This is a genomic window from Microbulbifer maximicatervae (SeqCode), from assembly GCF_052468295.1.
Genome location: NZ_CP174340.1, coordinates 5,315,829 through 5,330,353, shown reverse-complemented (window position 1 = coordinate 5,330,353; position 14,525 = coordinate 5,315,829). Strand labels below are relative to the sequence as shown.

General features: G+C 52.8%; 14 protein-coding genes. 3 read left to right on the top strand and 11 right to left on the bottom strand.

The features are described 5' to 3' along the window. Nucleotides 1–18: 18 nt before the first annotated feature. Nucleotides 19–1,785 (bottom strand): aminopeptidase P family protein, encoded by a 1,767-nt coding sequence (locus ACJJIQ_RS23680; RefSeq protein WP_445363193.1) that lies wholly within the window; start codon nt 1,783–1,785, stop codon nt 19–21. Between the two features lie 544 nt (nt 1,786–2,329). Between ACJJIQ_RS23680 and ACJJIQ_RS23675 the strand changes: the two genes are divergently transcribed. Then, nucleotides 2,330–3,544 (top strand): tyrosine-type recombinase/integrase, encoded by a 1,215-nt coding sequence (locus ACJJIQ_RS23675; RefSeq protein ID WP_445363192.1) that lies wholly within the window; start codon nt 2,330–2,332, stop codon nt 3,542–3,544. Nucleotides 3,545–3,609: 65 nt separating this feature from the next. Continuing rightward, a complete protein-coding gene (locus ACJJIQ_RS23670; RefSeq protein WP_445363191.1) occupies nt 3,610–4,677 on the top strand; it encodes an SIR2 family protein in 1,068 nt (355 codons plus the stop codon). A 76-nt stretch (nt 4,678–4,753) separates the two neighbouring features. On the opposite strand, the gene ACJJIQ_RS23665 is transcribed toward ACJJIQ_RS23670, so the two are convergent. From ACJJIQ_RS23665 to ACJJIQ_RS23655, 3 genes are all read right to left on the bottom strand, one after another. After that, nucleotides 4,754–6,007, bottom strand: a complete 1,254-nt coding sequence (locus tag ACJJIQ_RS23665; protein ID WP_445363190.1) for a Y-family DNA polymerase — start codon at nt 6,005–6,007, stop codon at nt 4,754–4,756. Further along, nucleotides 6,007–6,396 carry a LexA family protein gene (locus tag ACJJIQ_RS23660; protein WP_445360512.1) on the bottom strand — a complete coding sequence of 130 codons (390 nt, stop codon included), beginning with the start codon at nt 6,394–6,396 and terminating at the stop codon, nt 6,007–6,009. Before ACJJIQ_RS23660 ends, ACJJIQ_RS23665 begins: the two co-directional genes overlap by 1 nt. A gap of 101 nt (nt 6,397–6,497) precedes the next feature. Then, nucleotides 6,498–6,695 (bottom strand): hypothetical protein, encoded by a 198-nt coding sequence (locus tag ACJJIQ_RS23655; protein ID WP_444933603.1) that lies wholly within the window; start codon nt 6,693–6,695, stop codon nt 6,498–6,500. Nucleotides 6,696–6,911: 216 nt separating this feature from the next. Here ACJJIQ_RS23655 and ACJJIQ_RS23650 point away from each other — a divergent pair, with 216 nt between their 5' ends. Then, nucleotides 6,912–7,250: a helix-turn-helix domain-containing protein gene (locus tag ACJJIQ_RS23650; RefSeq protein WP_445363189.1), complete on the top strand. Its 339-nt coding sequence runs from the start codon at nt 6,912–6,914 to the stop codon at nt 7,248–7,250. Nucleotides 7,251–7,262: 12 nt separating this feature from the next. On the opposite strand, the gene ACJJIQ_RS23645 is transcribed toward ACJJIQ_RS23650, so the two are convergent. The 7 genes from ACJJIQ_RS23645 to ACJJIQ_RS23615 form a co-directional block, all read right to left on the bottom strand. Further along, a complete protein-coding gene (locus ACJJIQ_RS23645) occupies nt 7,263–7,439 on the bottom strand; it encodes a hypothetical protein (protein ID WP_445363188.1) in 177 nt (58 codons plus the stop codon). Between the two features lie 157 nt (nt 7,440–7,596). After that, entirely contained in the window at nt 7,597–10,065 is a 2,469-nt protein-coding gene (locus ACJJIQ_RS23640; protein ID WP_445363187.1) for a host specificity factor TipJ family phage tail protein, read from the bottom strand. Then, a complete protein-coding gene (locus ACJJIQ_RS23635) occupies nt 10,049–10,450 on the bottom strand; it encodes an NlpC/P60 family protein (RefSeq protein ID WP_445363186.1) in 402 nt (133 codons plus the stop codon). Before ACJJIQ_RS23635 ends, ACJJIQ_RS23640 begins: the two co-directional genes overlap by 17 nt. 4 nt (nt 10,451–10,454) lie before the next feature. Continuing rightward, nucleotides 10,455–10,952 (bottom strand): DUF1833 family protein, encoded by a 498-nt coding sequence (locus ACJJIQ_RS23630; RefSeq protein ID WP_445363185.1) that lies wholly within the window; start codon nt 10,950–10,952, stop codon nt 10,455–10,457. Then, nucleotides 10,949–11,704, bottom strand: a complete 756-nt coding sequence (locus ACJJIQ_RS23625) for a hypothetical protein (RefSeq protein WP_445362045.1) — start codon at nt 11,702–11,704, stop codon at nt 10,949–10,951. Before ACJJIQ_RS23625 ends, ACJJIQ_RS23630 begins: the two co-directional genes overlap by 4 nt. Beyond that, nucleotides 11,704–14,052 (bottom strand): TolB-like translocation protein, encoded by a 2,349-nt coding sequence (locus ACJJIQ_RS23620; RefSeq protein ID WP_445363184.1) that lies wholly within the window; start codon nt 14,050–14,052, stop codon nt 11,704–11,706. Before ACJJIQ_RS23620 ends, ACJJIQ_RS23625 begins: the two co-directional genes overlap by 1 nt. A 2-nt stretch (nt 14,053–14,054) precedes the next feature. Beyond that, entirely contained in the window at nt 14,055–14,525 is a 471-nt protein-coding gene (locus tag ACJJIQ_RS23615) for a hypothetical protein (RefSeq protein ID WP_445363183.1), read from the bottom strand.

Below are 14,525 nucleotides of genomic sequence, written 5' to 3'. Positions count from 1 at the left end.
GCAGCCCCCAGATTCACACTACAAAGCTTCAGTAGCCAATTTTAACCATTCAGCAGTTTTTTCAGTAACCAGCGGGGTAATCACATCCCGCACCCTCTGGTGGTAGCGATTCAGCCATTCCCGTTCAGTCTCAGTGAGTAGTGCCACGTCAATCAAATTACGGTCGATCGGAGCTAACGTAAGTTCTTCAAATTCTAGAAAATCTGGATAATTTTCGCTCTTTTTCACAAACACCAAATTTTCAATACGGATGCCGTACTGCCCAGTGAGATAAAACCCCGGTTCGTTGGAAACGATCATCCCCGGCTGAAGAGCAACACCTGTTACAGCCTTACCTATCCGCTGTGGCCCCTCGTGAACACTTAAGAAACTGCCAACACCGTGACCAGTACCATGGGCATAATCCAGCCCTACCTCCCACAGCGAACGGCGTGCAAGCGCATCAATTTGCTCTCCACAAGTCCCCCTGGGGAATCGCAAAGTCGCAATTGCAATATGTCCCTTTAAAACCCGGGTAAAATTTTCTTTTGCCGAAGGTGGGAACTCACCCAGAGCGACTGTTCGGGTAATGTCGGTGGTGCCATCTGGATATTGGCCTCCAGAATCGCACAGATATACCCCTTCTGGCTTTATCGCCAAACTGGATTCAGGGCTCACCCGATAGTGAACAATGGCCCCATTCGGACCATAGCCGGAAATTGTCTCAAAACTGTTGCCCTGAAAGCCTTCGCGAGCCTCTCTTTTACTGCGTAAAAGCTTTACTGCGGACAATTCGTCAAAATGGCCTGTGGCAACCTGTTCAGGTATTTCCGCCAGGAATTCACACACCGCAGCACCATCCCTTTCGTGTGCAGCCTGGCTGCCTGCCAGTTCAATCGCATTCTTACAGGCTTTGGCTTCAGTGACCGGGTCACCTTCCAGTATTAGTTCAATATCCAGTGCCCGCAATTGCTGTAAAGTCCAACTGTTGCTAATCAGGGGATCTATCCATATTTTATTGACGTGGCGGCGCTTGATATTTTCAAATAATTCCCCTTTGGCCACGACTAGACTTACATCTTTATCCAAGTGCTCAATCAACGCATCCCCTACAGCGCCCTCCCCCAAATAAAGAGTTGCACTGCCATCCCGATAAAGGACTGCATTGGCCAAGGCCACTGGTAAGTGCGGAATATCCTCTCCACGGATATTAAAAAGCCAAGCACAGCTTTCAGGATTTGGTAGCCATAAAGCATCGGCTCGTTTTTCTGCGAGACGTCGGGCAATCCTCTGCCGTTTCTCTTTGGAATGCTCACCAGTAAAGATGAAGGGGTGTGGGCGCGCAGGCCCACAGGGAGATGCGGGGCGGTCATTCCAGATGGCATCAATCGGGCTCTGTTCCATCGGCTGTAGTTGGATATCCCTTTCAGCCAATCGCTTCTTGATCAAGGCCAATCCCGGCTCCGTGTGCAGTCGCGGGTCATACCCCAGAGACTGACCGGCATCCAGCTGACTACACAGCCACTCAATGATCGCGACTTGACTGAGGCTCATTAACTCAATGGGTTGATCACCAAGTTGTTGCTGCGCCTGCAAGGTATAGCGACCATCAACAAATAATGCCGCTTCTCGACTGCCTACCGCAGCCATTCCTGCGGAACCAGTGAAACCTGTCAGCCAGGGCAGTCGCTCATCTGCCGCAGGCACACTTTCATTTTGGTACTCATCAGCCCGGGGTACCAAGAAAGCATCGACACCCTGCCGCTGCAACTCTTCCCGCAATGCCTGTAAACGCTCCCGGCTCATAACCTCTCCCCTTCAATAACTGAGTTTGCCACTGCACCGCTAAAAGCTCCTCGATGACTGTTGGCCACAACAGAGCACAGTGTTAATCCAAATGGATTTGAGCAAATTGTCCAGGTGTGCCAGTCCCGCTGGCAACTCAGCCCATTGACATGACCCCATTCGCCGAGCTGGTAAACTGACAAGTCTAATTTCGCAGTATACCCCACCCTCGGAGCAACGCCTGCGTGTATAATACGCCCCTATTTTTTTCGAATATCCAGTGATCGAATCTTAAAGTATGGGTCAAAGTTCTTCCCTGGCAGGCTTTGCCGGCCGCCGCACCTTCGCCATTATTTCTCACCCCTATAAATCCCCCCTAGTCACAGCCTGACAACCTACGACAAAAAACCAGTAAATCCCGTACAAAACACTACCTTACAAGCATTAGACCCGCGACAGCTTAAGCCATCTAAAACCAACCTCAGCCGAAATAAATGTGTACATAGACGTGTACACAAATCGCCTTTTTGTTAGCCTTAAGAGATATGTACACAAGGAGGTTGCCATGGCGTTGTCGGATACTTGGCTTAAAGCCAACGCAGGTAAGCAAAGGGAAAAGCGGATTGAAAAGGCTGATCGGGATGGCCTTAGTGTTCGCGTTACGCCCCAGGGAAAAATCACTTTTCAGCTTCGCTACCGCTACGACGGTAAGCCGGCCCGTGTTGATCTCGGTTCCTATCCATTAATGACACTGAGGAATGCCAGGAGCGAGGGGCTGCGCCTGAAGGGAAAGCTCGAGCAGGGCTATGACCCCAGGGTGGTAAAGCAGCTTGAAAAGCAGGCGATTCTCAATGCCGATTCTCTAGAGGAATTGTTCCTACAGTGGTATCACTCTTACTGCAAGGTAAACAAGAAAGGGCACCACGAAATCCTGCGCTCTTTCCAGTTGTACGTATTCCCTGCCGTTGGCCATCTACCCGCTGAAGAAGTCACACTTCACGAATGGTTGGCCCTGCTGGAAAAGCGGGCACAGGCCACCCCCGGTATTGCCGATCGAATCCTGACCAATGCCAAGCAAATGTTGAAGTGGGGTGTGCGGCGCAGGTTGATCACCAGCAACCCAATCGCCAACATCAATGCAACTGAAGACCTACATATAAAGAAAAGCATCGGCACCCGCTCTCTAAGCCCGGATGAAATCAGCATGATGTGGCTGGCCGTGGAGCACTCACGTATGGCGGCGAAGAATAAGATCTTTCTCAAGCTATGCCTGTTCTACGGCTGCCGCAATGGCGAGCTGCGCATAAGCGAGAAGGAGCACTTCGATTTCAAGAAGCGTATCTGGACAGTGCCTCCCGCCAACCACAAGATGGGCAAGTCGACCAAGAAGCCCCTACTGCGTCCCATCATTCCTGAGGTTGAGCCCCTGCTGAAAGAGGCTTTTCTGCTGAGCGGCGAAGGCAAACACCTGTTCAACAATAGCGGCAGCGATAAACCTATGGGCCAGGGTGCGCCGCTGGCACTGCCTTACAATCTGATGCAGTGGCTACGCCGGCACAGAGACTACGAGATGAAACACTGGTCCGTGCACGACCTGCGCAAGACGGCGAGGACAAACTTTTCCGAACTGACAGAGCCCCATATTGCTGAAATAATGCTGGGGCACAAACTGCCGGGCCAGTGGCAAGTCTATGACCACTATGACTACCTAAAAGAGCAAACGGAAGCCTATACAAAGTGGTGGGTAAAACTCACTAACTTCACAAGTTTCTTAACCTAAAGCTGTAGATATCAGTCATAATTATCACCAATAAAATACTAAGCAATAAAAGATCTTAGATAGCTATGGATAGAGTTGTATACATTATTGGGGCAGGTTTCTCAGCTCCATTGGGGATACCTGTAATGGGTAATTTTTTGTCTAAATCAAAGGACCTCTACTTCAAAAGCCCTAACGACCATCCGCATTTCAAGCAAGTTTTCGACACAATAAATAAATTAGCAGTTGCAAAAAATTACTATAATTGCGACTTGCATAATATTGAAGAAATACTTTCAATAATTGAGATGAATGAATTTTTGGAAGGAGGCCAACTGAAGGATGGCTTTATCAGCTATATAAAGGATGTAATAAATTTTTATACACCACCCATAAAACCTATCTCAGAAAACCTCCCTGGAAACTGGCAAGACTTCCTCTTCGGCAGAGATAAATCAACAGCTCTATATAGTTATTTTGTGGCAAGCTTAATGGGACTTAAGTTTAGCAGAAAGAAGTCAAATACATTAAACCCAATACGCCCCTATGACGACATTGCAGAGAGGGATTCTAGAATCGCAGCTAGATATTCGGTACTAAGCTTAAATTACGATATGGTACTCGAAAATTCAGCTACAGCTATAAAAGAACATTATTCCTCCTCAGATTCGATAGCATTTGAAAAATCAAAATTTGATCCATCTTGGAATTCTACTCATTTAGCAAAGCTTCATGGATGCTTGAGCGACAACGAAATTGTGCCGCCCACATGGGCGAAAGGTACACATGAATCAATAGTGCCAATATGGAAAAACTCGCACAACCTACTCACTGACGCTAATCATATTAGATTTATTGGCTACTCTCTCCCTGTTGCAGATTCATATATAAAATATCTTCTCAAGTCTTCGGTAATTCAAGCCCCACACCTAAAGTCAATAGATGTTATCTGCCTCGACCCTAATGGTGAAGCGAAGGCAAGATATGATGATTTTTTTGAATTTACAAATTATCGCTTTGTCGACGGATCTGTCACCAATTATCTAGAGAAATTGCAGAGTAAGACGCACTCTATGTGGAATAGAAACGAGGAGTTTATAGCTACAAATTCTCTTGAGGCAGCACATCACGAGTTTATGGAAACCGCTCAGTAAAGCCGTAAATAAAGACCGTGCTCGACCTGAGATTTCTACTGAATTGGCAAGACTACGTTATCAGTTTCTCTACTGCTTAAGTCACCACCCTCGGCAAATCCCCCCACCGAGTCGTATAGGCAGGCGATGTAAATGCCTGCCGCATCTTCCACTTTTTCTGAATTCCTTCGGCCCCTAGAAACAATGTTCCCCGGCCAAACTTTTTATTGATCCGGTCCAGCGCTTGCATGGTCTCCCCTGCCCTAACCGATTGCCCTGGGGTGAATAGATCACCCTGCCCCAGCGCGCGCGGGATAATCTCGACAAGCCCAACGCCGGCTTTCATAAAACGGCAGCCGGGGCGGTACAAGTCAGCAATAGCCCTTCTCACCAGCTGGACAATAATTCGGGAGTCGTCCGTGGGGTATGGGGTTTGCACTACGGTGCTGCGGCTGTAGTAGTTGGGCTCATGGGGTGAGGTGTGCAGGAATAAGTGAATCGACTTTACCAGGGATTTCTGCGCACGCAGTTTCTCTGCTGCCCTGCTGGCGTAGAGAGTGGCGGCCTGTAGTATCGGCGCTAGGTCGGTGAGCTTTTCACCGAAGGAGCGAGTGCAGTAAATCTGCTTCTTTGCCGGGGGCACTTCCTCCAGACCGAGACAGGCAATTCCGTTTAACTCCTCAATGGTTCGCTCAATATTGATATTGAGACGGCGGCGCAAAATCTTTGGGTTGGCCTGCGCCAGGTCATAGGCGGTTTGTATACCGAAGTCGGCCAGGCGCTTGGTGAGGCGCCGGCCTATCCCCCAAACATCACTGACCGCTGTGCGGCGCTGCATCCACTGCCACTTGGCTGGCGTATCCAGCGCGCAGACGCCATCGCACTTAGGAATTTTCTTGGCCGCTCGGTTGGCGAGCTTGGCCAGAGTTTTGCTGGGTGCAATGCCCACACCGACAGGCATCCGAATATCTCGCCAGAGGGTGTTGCGGATTGTACGGCCATAATCCAACCAATCCTCTTGCAGCCCGTGGAGATCCATAAACATTTCATCAATGCTGTAAACCTCCACGTTGGGACTGAACTCGCGCAGGGTGGTCATTACCCGGTGGGAGATATCGCCATACAGGGGATAATTACTGGAGAAGATCGCCACGCGATGAAGGCGCAGTAGGTGCTCAACTTTAAAGAACGGCTCCAGGTCGCCAATGCCTAATAGCTTCGCCTCCCTAGAGCGCGCCACCACAAAGCCATCGTTGTTGGACAGTACCACTACCGGGCGCCCGCGCAGGTCGGGCCGGAATATCTGTTCACAGCTGGCATAGCAGCTGTTGCAATCTACCAGTACCAGCATTAGCAGGGCCGGTGGTACCGAACGGAAGCCTTGACCACTCCCTCAACAATCAACTCCTGCCCTTCCCAAATGGGGATCGGTGCGTATTTATCATTCGCGGACAGTAGCTGCCCTTTTTGCCGATCAAGCACTTTGCAGGTTAGCTGCCCATCCAGGGCAACCACCACTACATCACCGTGAACCGGGGTTAAGGATCGATCAACTACCAGCAAATCCCGGTCAAAAATGCCGAGATCCCGCATGGAATCACCGTTGGCGCGGGCCAGGAAGGTGGCAGCCGGGCTGGTAATCAGGTGCTGGTCCAGGCTGAGCGCCGCTTCTTTGTGGTCATCCGCTGGCGAGGGAAAGCCGCAGCTTACGCCACTGCCGTATAGAGGGGATAGTTTCATGTGCTCTAACAATATACTGTATCTATATACAGTGTATTAGCCAGCCCCCATGAAAGACAAGTAGCCTGTGTGACTCTAGGGCCTCACAGGCACTGATGTACTCAAGCCATCTCGGCGCCGCCACCTCCTTTTGACTCAACCGAATAGATCACCCCTTGGATAGTGGTGCTCACCTCCTCACCTATTAGCTTTAATACGGCATCCCTTCCCGCTAAATCTGGGTAGGCTGCTACCCACTCCAGGGCCACACACAGACTTGCGACCCGCTGCAATTGCTCCATTTGCGATTTCATAGGCATGCTCAACTCCTTGTAACTGCTAGTCCTATCTCTGCCTTGTGTCACCGAATGCCAGTTATCTGTACTGCCTTATGACGACAAGTCGCCAAACGCTACTACCAAATTCACATTTCATGAACAGTTGTGCTGAAAGCTTTCTGATTTAGCACGGTAGAATGTGGGAATGTTTCGATTTTCGAAATACTTTGATTTTATGAGGGTGTATAACGCGGCTCGATGTTTGAGGCCGGATCACTAGGCGATCGCCTGCGCAACGCACGGAAACGGGAGAGGATGACGGTTGCACAGCTGGCTAGGCAGCTGGGGCTAGCGCCATCTCAAGTTTCGAAAATGGAAACAGGCGCACAAAGAATTCCGGCGAACCTGCTGCCGGCTTGGTGTGAGGCGGTGGGGATTACTTTGGCTGAGGTGTACGGGGTGGAGAACCTGCACCACTTTGCGCAGATTCCGTTTCCCCCGTTGATAGCGCGGCTGTACGCACAACTACCTAAAGAGTTTCGCCTGCATGTTCACCGAGCCATTGAGAATGCCTATCAGCTATGGAAGAAGCTCTAAATCAAATTAGGGCTACCCTCCACCATCTTCATCAGATTCTCCCCAATCCTGATCATCAAAATCCACATCTCCTTTGTATTCAGGGTTATTCGGGTTTAACTGATCAGCACGATTATCCAAGCTCGCCCAATAAGCATCATTATTGGGGTTCATGCTATCACTCCGATCATCATTAGGATCTCTACTCATATCCATCACCCCCGCTACTTTTCTTGCCCTTAAACTGTAAGGTAAACACAAAGAGAATCCGAATACGGCCGCTCAGTAGAAAGCTATTTTCAGCCAAGTATCTATCCAGCTAAACACTCCCATTATCCCAAATAGCCCCCAGCATCTGCCCAACCAATCAAGCCGGGCTATTATCATCATCCGCATAAACCCGCTCGTCGTAATTCACAGCGGCCATACTCACCCGCTCAGTACCACTGGGCTTAATATCGGTAATCAAAGCCGGATAGCTCCAGCGATCCGCCTCGCCAAACATAAAAAGCGGCGGTTCCATGCTGCCGTCTAACACCGGCGTGAAATCCAGGTCGGCATCGATGGCTATCACGCTGGCGCTGTCGGTTGCTGTCGCGTTGTAGAGCCCGGATAGCTTGCCGTCCGGTTTGCGCAGCGCGAGAAAGTGCGTGCCGCTGCCCCACTCCAGATCCGCATCCAGGGTGATTTCTCGCCCGCTCACCGCCAGCACCCTGCCCGTCTGCGAGTAGCCGGGGATATCGTCGGCCAGGGCGCAATAGCTCAGGTAGTGGCTGTTGAGGCCGTCCATCTCCGTTTTGAATGAGTAGCGGGTACGGCGGTAGCGCTGGATGCGGCGCTGGCGCATGCCGAAACGCCAGGCTTTGGTTTCGTCGGTGATACCAAAAGCCCTGACTTTCTTGGGGGCCAACCCCTGATCCTCCGACAGGGTGCACAGCACGGTGGCGGGCTTCCAGGTCTGTGGGTCGAAGTATTCCACCTCCACCCCGTCCGGTTCGTCGGGATCAAATAGGCTGATATCCTGCTCCAGCTCACCCACCCGATTATCTGGCTGATACATGTGTTCAAACGCGGTGCGGGGGCCATCGCGTACGGGGATTATTTGCCCGTAATCCAAGGTGGGTTCTGCGTAGCCTACCGCTAATACTTTTTTTAGCGCTTCAAACAGCGTGCTTTTATTGTCGAACACGGCCGAGAAAGTATCGCCGCGCGCGCTCCACAGCTCGTGCAGCGCTTCCAGCTCCTCCAGGCCGATTTGATCATCACTATGGCCGACGCTCTTGATGATATAGGCAAAAAACGGGGCGATATCTTCGGTGGCGTCAGGTGCGGACCAGCTGCCATTCTCATACACCGGCAGCTTGCGCGTGGGAATTAAATTGAATTTATTTTCCGCGCTGCCGGCCAGGGCGTTGGTGCCGCGAATCTTCACCGCAATGGTGGTTACGCCCTCGTAACTGCTGGCGCTGTCGAGCTCGGCCCTGAGTGCCGTCCACTGCACCGTGTCATAAATGCGCGTATCGTCGCTGGCCTCGGTGACGCGCCTGACTCGCACCTCCGGGCGTATGGCCGAGCCGATATTAATTTTCTCGGTATGCCCTAGCTGGTCATTGGTGGCATTGCTAAAGGTGTGGGTGATCGTGGTCCAGGTCGGTGAGCTTTCATCGCGATAATCGATATCGACCGTCACACTGTAGTACTCAAAATCCCCATTGTCCTTGATGCGACCCAGCCCCTGCGGCAGGAAAAAATCCAGCTCGATATAACGGGTGGTTTCGTTTTCCGGGCAGGCGAAAAAAGGGCCTAGATAGCCGCCGGAACCGCCGTTATTGCTGATCATTGCAATAGATACCAGCTGCGCATCAACAAACCCGCCCCAGCCCGGTACGGCATCGCCGCCGGCATCCACCTTCTCCATTTGCGCAGAATGACCAGACTTCGATACCACGCGATATTCCCCATCATTACTGCTTTCGCTGATGGAGATAATTTCCTCCTCCGAATAGGGAAAGCTGCGCGGTACAAAGCCCAGATTATCCTCGCGCTCAATATCCCGCTCGAACCAGTAACTCTTCAACGTGGTACCTGAAAAAGTCCAGCGGGCCGCGCTGCTGGCGTCGCCGGTGGTGGCAAGTGAGCCCTCTATTTCTAAACCCGTTTGTCCCGCGCTGCTGCCCACTTCGGGGGAGAGGTAAAAATTGCGGTGGGCGTCGTGGCCGGTAACGTCCTCACCGGGACCAAATACCGTGTACTCAATATCGCCGGCGTAACCGCTCACCGGGGTATTGCCGATATAAATATTGTCCGCACTGATTTCGTAGTCTCCGACACCCACGCATAACATTAAATACAGATATTGTTCGTTATTGTCGTACTGGCGGCGCGGCTGGCACAGCAAGTCCGGGTACACTTTATGGCGGCCGGCAATTTCCGGTACAACCCCCATCAGCCGGGCTTGGTTGCCCTGGGCGTTGGGGTTGTAGATGGTGGAACCATCCGGCGTGGTTTGGTTGTAGTTGTCCGGAATCTGATTGGCAAAATACATCGCCGCTGCTGCAGCAGCCACGGCGACCACTATCATCACAATCGCCGCATAGCCTTTTGCCTCCACCACCAACTCCAATTGATCGCCAGACTGAATCCTATAGCCTGCCCATTCGCTAGGCGGCAATGGCTCATTATTTACTGACGCCGAAAATAGCGGCACGGCTCGGGGCTCATAGCTGGGTACATTATTGTTTAACCAGTGCTCGAAGGTTTGCCCGGGCTCCGCCGTACAGGTTTCGAAGTTATCCCGCTCGAGTTTGCTGGGATAGATTTTAAGAATTGCATTCATAGTGAAAAAATTCGCAGCGTTGGAACAATCGGCGGAAGGCGCGCGGGCTGGTTAATAGCGGTTTTCCATACTGCCGCCCGGTGTGCAGGATTTGGGTCTGGCCGTTATTAATGACTATGCCCACATGAATCAGACAGTCTCCCCTGAAGCCGCAGGCAACAGCGCCGGGTTTACAGGGGCCCGCTAAAAAATCCGGTACCACCTGCAGATAGCTGTCGGTCAGCAGCGGCTTGTCATCCGGGCAAACGTGGCCGAAGGATTCCAGCAGCGGGGTTTTGAATTGCCGGTGCAAGACATCGCGCACCAGGCCCCAGCAATCAAAGCCGTGCATATCCCGCCCGCCGTCCACATAGGGGACGGTGAGATAGTCGTTTATCCAAGACATAGAGCTAGCCGTAGTATTTCAGGCCGGGAGCAAAATCCGGGGTGTAGAACTTATTGGGCCAGGCTTTATTGACCAGGTCGTGAAAGCTGGCAATCACCGAAACGCTCGCCGGGTTGGCTTTGACCGAAGCGGCGGTCATTACCGTGGCCGGCTGTGCGGGGGCGGACAGGTCGGATTCGAGGAACTGCCGATAAATCACCTGAACAGATCCGCCCGCTTCCAATGCGGCATCAATATTTTGCAGCGCTTCGCCGGTGACATTATCCAGCTGGAACTGTAAATCCTGCCGGCCTCGCACCGAGCGCTGCGGCAGGGAGACACCGAAACCGCTCGCGGTAAAGGTTGCAGTTTCCCCGTCCTCCAGCGTCGCTTCGATATCATCAAAACCCTGGCACAGACGAATCGCACCGCCCTCAAAGGCGGCGTGCCTCAGCTCCAGGGTATGGATGATGATTTCATCGATCGGCGCGCTGGCGTAGACGGTTTCCAATACCGCACTCATGCGCTAATGCCGTACTTTGTCATCAGGGTGGAAAACAGGGCGGCGCGGTGGGAGGCGTATTCGGGCAACCCGTAATCCACACTGAACACCAGTGCATCGCCGATGGCACCGTCAAAAAAATTCCCTTGATCGGGGATAAACCCAAGACAGACATCTTCGGGTGCCACTGGCGCGACGAGCGTGGCACTACTCATCTCTGATTCAATACCGTTGATATACACCGCCACCGCCTGGGTCTCGGCGTTATAGCAGGCCATAACGACGTAGTCGGTATTGCTCGCCAGCGTTTCGGTGGTCGACGAGGTTGTGCCGCCGTGATCCACTTGTAATGCTGAGGTCGAGATAATTTTAAAACTGGCCAACCCTGATTCCGCGGACAGCAGGCCGCTCCACCCCCCCAGGACGCCGGGGCGAATAACCGCAACCTTGGTATAAGTACCGAGGGGGTGAGCAGCTTGATCTGTGATATGTGCGCCCTGACTCTCATTCTGGTCAAATACCATCGCGGACTGCCCCCCAATCGCCGCACTGTCAATCGTCCAACTGTTGAGTGCGTACTGCCGGATCTCGTAGGACTGCATGCGCTCGCGCAAACGAGACCCGGCGACACTCTCATACTTTTCCCGGGGATCAAACCATACGCGCAGCCCGGGAAAAGAGGCCATATAAATGTCTTCGTCGCTGACTTCCAGCGTCGGTAGACTGGGCTCGGTAAATGTCACCTCATCCAGTTTGATAATACGTCCAGCCATTAGAGTATCTCCACGGTTTCCAAAAAAGTGACACACCAGTTGCACAGCGGTTCGGTAACCGCCGCACCGTTCATACCCAGCTGAGTTGCTCGCCAGTTCTGCAGTTTTTCACTGGGTGGGGTGGTATCGCTGTCGGCAAGGCAGCCGCGCGGCCCGGTTAATGGCCCGGCGTGCGCCATCAGTTCGCCGGTATAGGCGTAGGCGAGCTCGGTGCCGTTAGGCACATCGCCGTCGGTGGCCACAATGACTTGGGTTTTGTCATCAGAGAGCACCACCGAAGTGATGGCGATTCCGCCGGCATTCAACAATTCGAAACCGTATTGGCCGGGGTCGGATACCCCGTGGGGGTTGTTGGTTTCGTGGTAAATATTAAAACGCAAGTCGCCGACACGGCCCGCAAACGACACCGTGATGGTTTTGCCGTTCGCTTGGACGGACTCGGGCATCAGCGGCGACCAAGTTTCCCCCGCTTGCAGGGCCTTCGCGTAATACTCGTCGAGCAGTCGCGTGCCGTAGGCGCTGGTGTGAATGCCGTCGGGATTGGTCGGGCCGTTGGCGTCGTGGGGAATAAAATACTTTGGCGCGACAAGATAGCCGTAGCCGTCGCGCTGAAACTGATATTGCGCAATCACACTTTTGGAAGTAGCAAAATTCCCCCCAAGAGACCAGCTGTTTTGTTGGCTTATAAGAAGAGGAATATTGTCGGCCTGCCCGGTTATTCTTTTAATATCTGCGTTGTAGTTATCCCGCCATTCAATCAAGTGATCGAGGTACCCCCTGTTTTGTGCGTCGGATTCCCCGTGTTCACAAAATAGCGCGGTGACTTTGTAATCTAGGCCCAGCGCATTGGCGGCGCGCTTACCCGCTGCAACCGCCTCGATCGAATTGCGGTACGCCGAATAATTTTCGGCCGGAACGTCTTTTTTTAAGACCGAATAACTCGCCCCGCCCTTGCCGTGCCCGGAGATTAAGAACAATCGCTCCGCCTGGCTGTTAATCGCTTCGCAAGCACCAAAGCCGTGGGATTCGTTATTAAATAGACCATCGCCGGCGGGAATCAGGTATGCCATATTCCCAGGATCGATAGGTACATCCTGAAGCGCTGTATCCCACCAGGCCGAGTCGGTCACGCGATTGGGATTGACCCAACCGTTAAACATAAAAATACCGTAGGGGTCGTTAACCAAATCTCCGGTCAAGCTGGCATCAACCCCCATCCCCCGCTTTGGAATGCTATTGCTCTGCCCAATAATCAGGATATGTTCCAGGGTATTGTTGTGGCTTTTGCAAACCGTTTGCCCCGACAACAACATCCGATACAGTCGCTCGACGCCGTCCCTATCGCTGCTGAATTTTACATAGCTGTTTTTATGAACTGAGGGGTTCCGCGCGTTGTAGCTGCCATCGGTCAAAGGATGCTTGCCGTCAGCATCAATCACAACGAGTTGGTCAAAATCACCGGCGTTTTCCACCAAAACCAAAGGGGAGGCATCGTCACTGGTAAAGCGTGAGCCCTCCAGTAATTCCAGGCGCGTGTCGCAGGCTGTGAGCGCCTGGTCAATGTTGTCACAGCGGTTTGCGATCTCACCGACAGTCTTTCCGCTTTTATCGATACCCAAAGCCACTTGACCGGCGGCGTCGGCCACGCTCCACACAATATTCTCATCAGTTTTAAATCGCAGGCTTTCGGGGTTGGCGAGTCTGGCCCAAAGCTTCCCGTCTCTCGTCAGCGCCAACCCCAAAGCGCCATTCTGATCGCTTATGCCCCAGGCGATATCGGTGCTGCCATCCGGGGCAACGGCCAGCACCTGCGTCTCCACACTGTGCTGACGCTGGGTTAAACCCATCACCTCTTGGCAAATGGAACTGAAAAATTCCCCGTTGGATTTCAGCCCCATGCCGACCTTGCCCTCGCTGTCGGTTATCGCCCAGACAAAATTGTCTAGGGAATGGGGCAGTGGCTGCTCGGGGATACGCGTTTTTAAATTGACATCGGTCTCTTGAATGCGCGTCTTTAGATCGGAGTAGCTGGATAGTTTTGATTCCGTCCAGTGGGTCTCATCCCAGCCGTAGAGCTTGTTGTTACCGGGGGTGGGATCGTTCCACACCTCGGCCAGCTCGTTATTTGGCGGCGCGCCAGCCGCATCCATCAGCGCTTTGGTCGCGAAGGCCAAGCGACCGTTGACCATTGCTTGCAGCCCGGCAAATCGGTCGGAGAATGATTTCTCAATACTATTTTTGGTCTTTCCGTTGTAGGTGACAGTGGTGGACTCATCGCCGCCGAAGTATTCGTCCAGCGCATCAATCGCGGCCTGCAGTCTGCTCACCTCGATAAAATAATTCTCCATATTTATTCCTGGTAACTATCTACGGCATCAACGACGCCCTGGGTGAATTGTTCGAGGGTGTTGGGATCGAGTAAGCCCGCGACGGTTTGCTCCACGCTCATCACTGCGCGGTTTTCAATTTCTATCCGCGCGCGGTACTCCCAAGTGCGCGGCCCCAGTGGTTTACAGTCGCTGAGGGGGTCGGTAATAAAACGCAGGGTATGGGGGATTAACCCCTGCGGGGTGAGCACGTCGGCGGTAAACCAGGCAATCGCATCGCCAAGGGCGTGTACGACAAACCCCTCAAACAGCGCGGCCTGATTACCGTGGCAGCGCCAGCTTGCCGACAACTCCGTGGGCACGCGGGAAAAGCGGCGGCGCTGACGGGCGCGACCGCTGGCCATGGTGGTGCGGATGCGGTTATCCCCCTTTTTTAGCGCATACCCGTCCAGCAGCGGCGCCGGCAGCTCCGCTGGGTATTGAATTAACGCCAT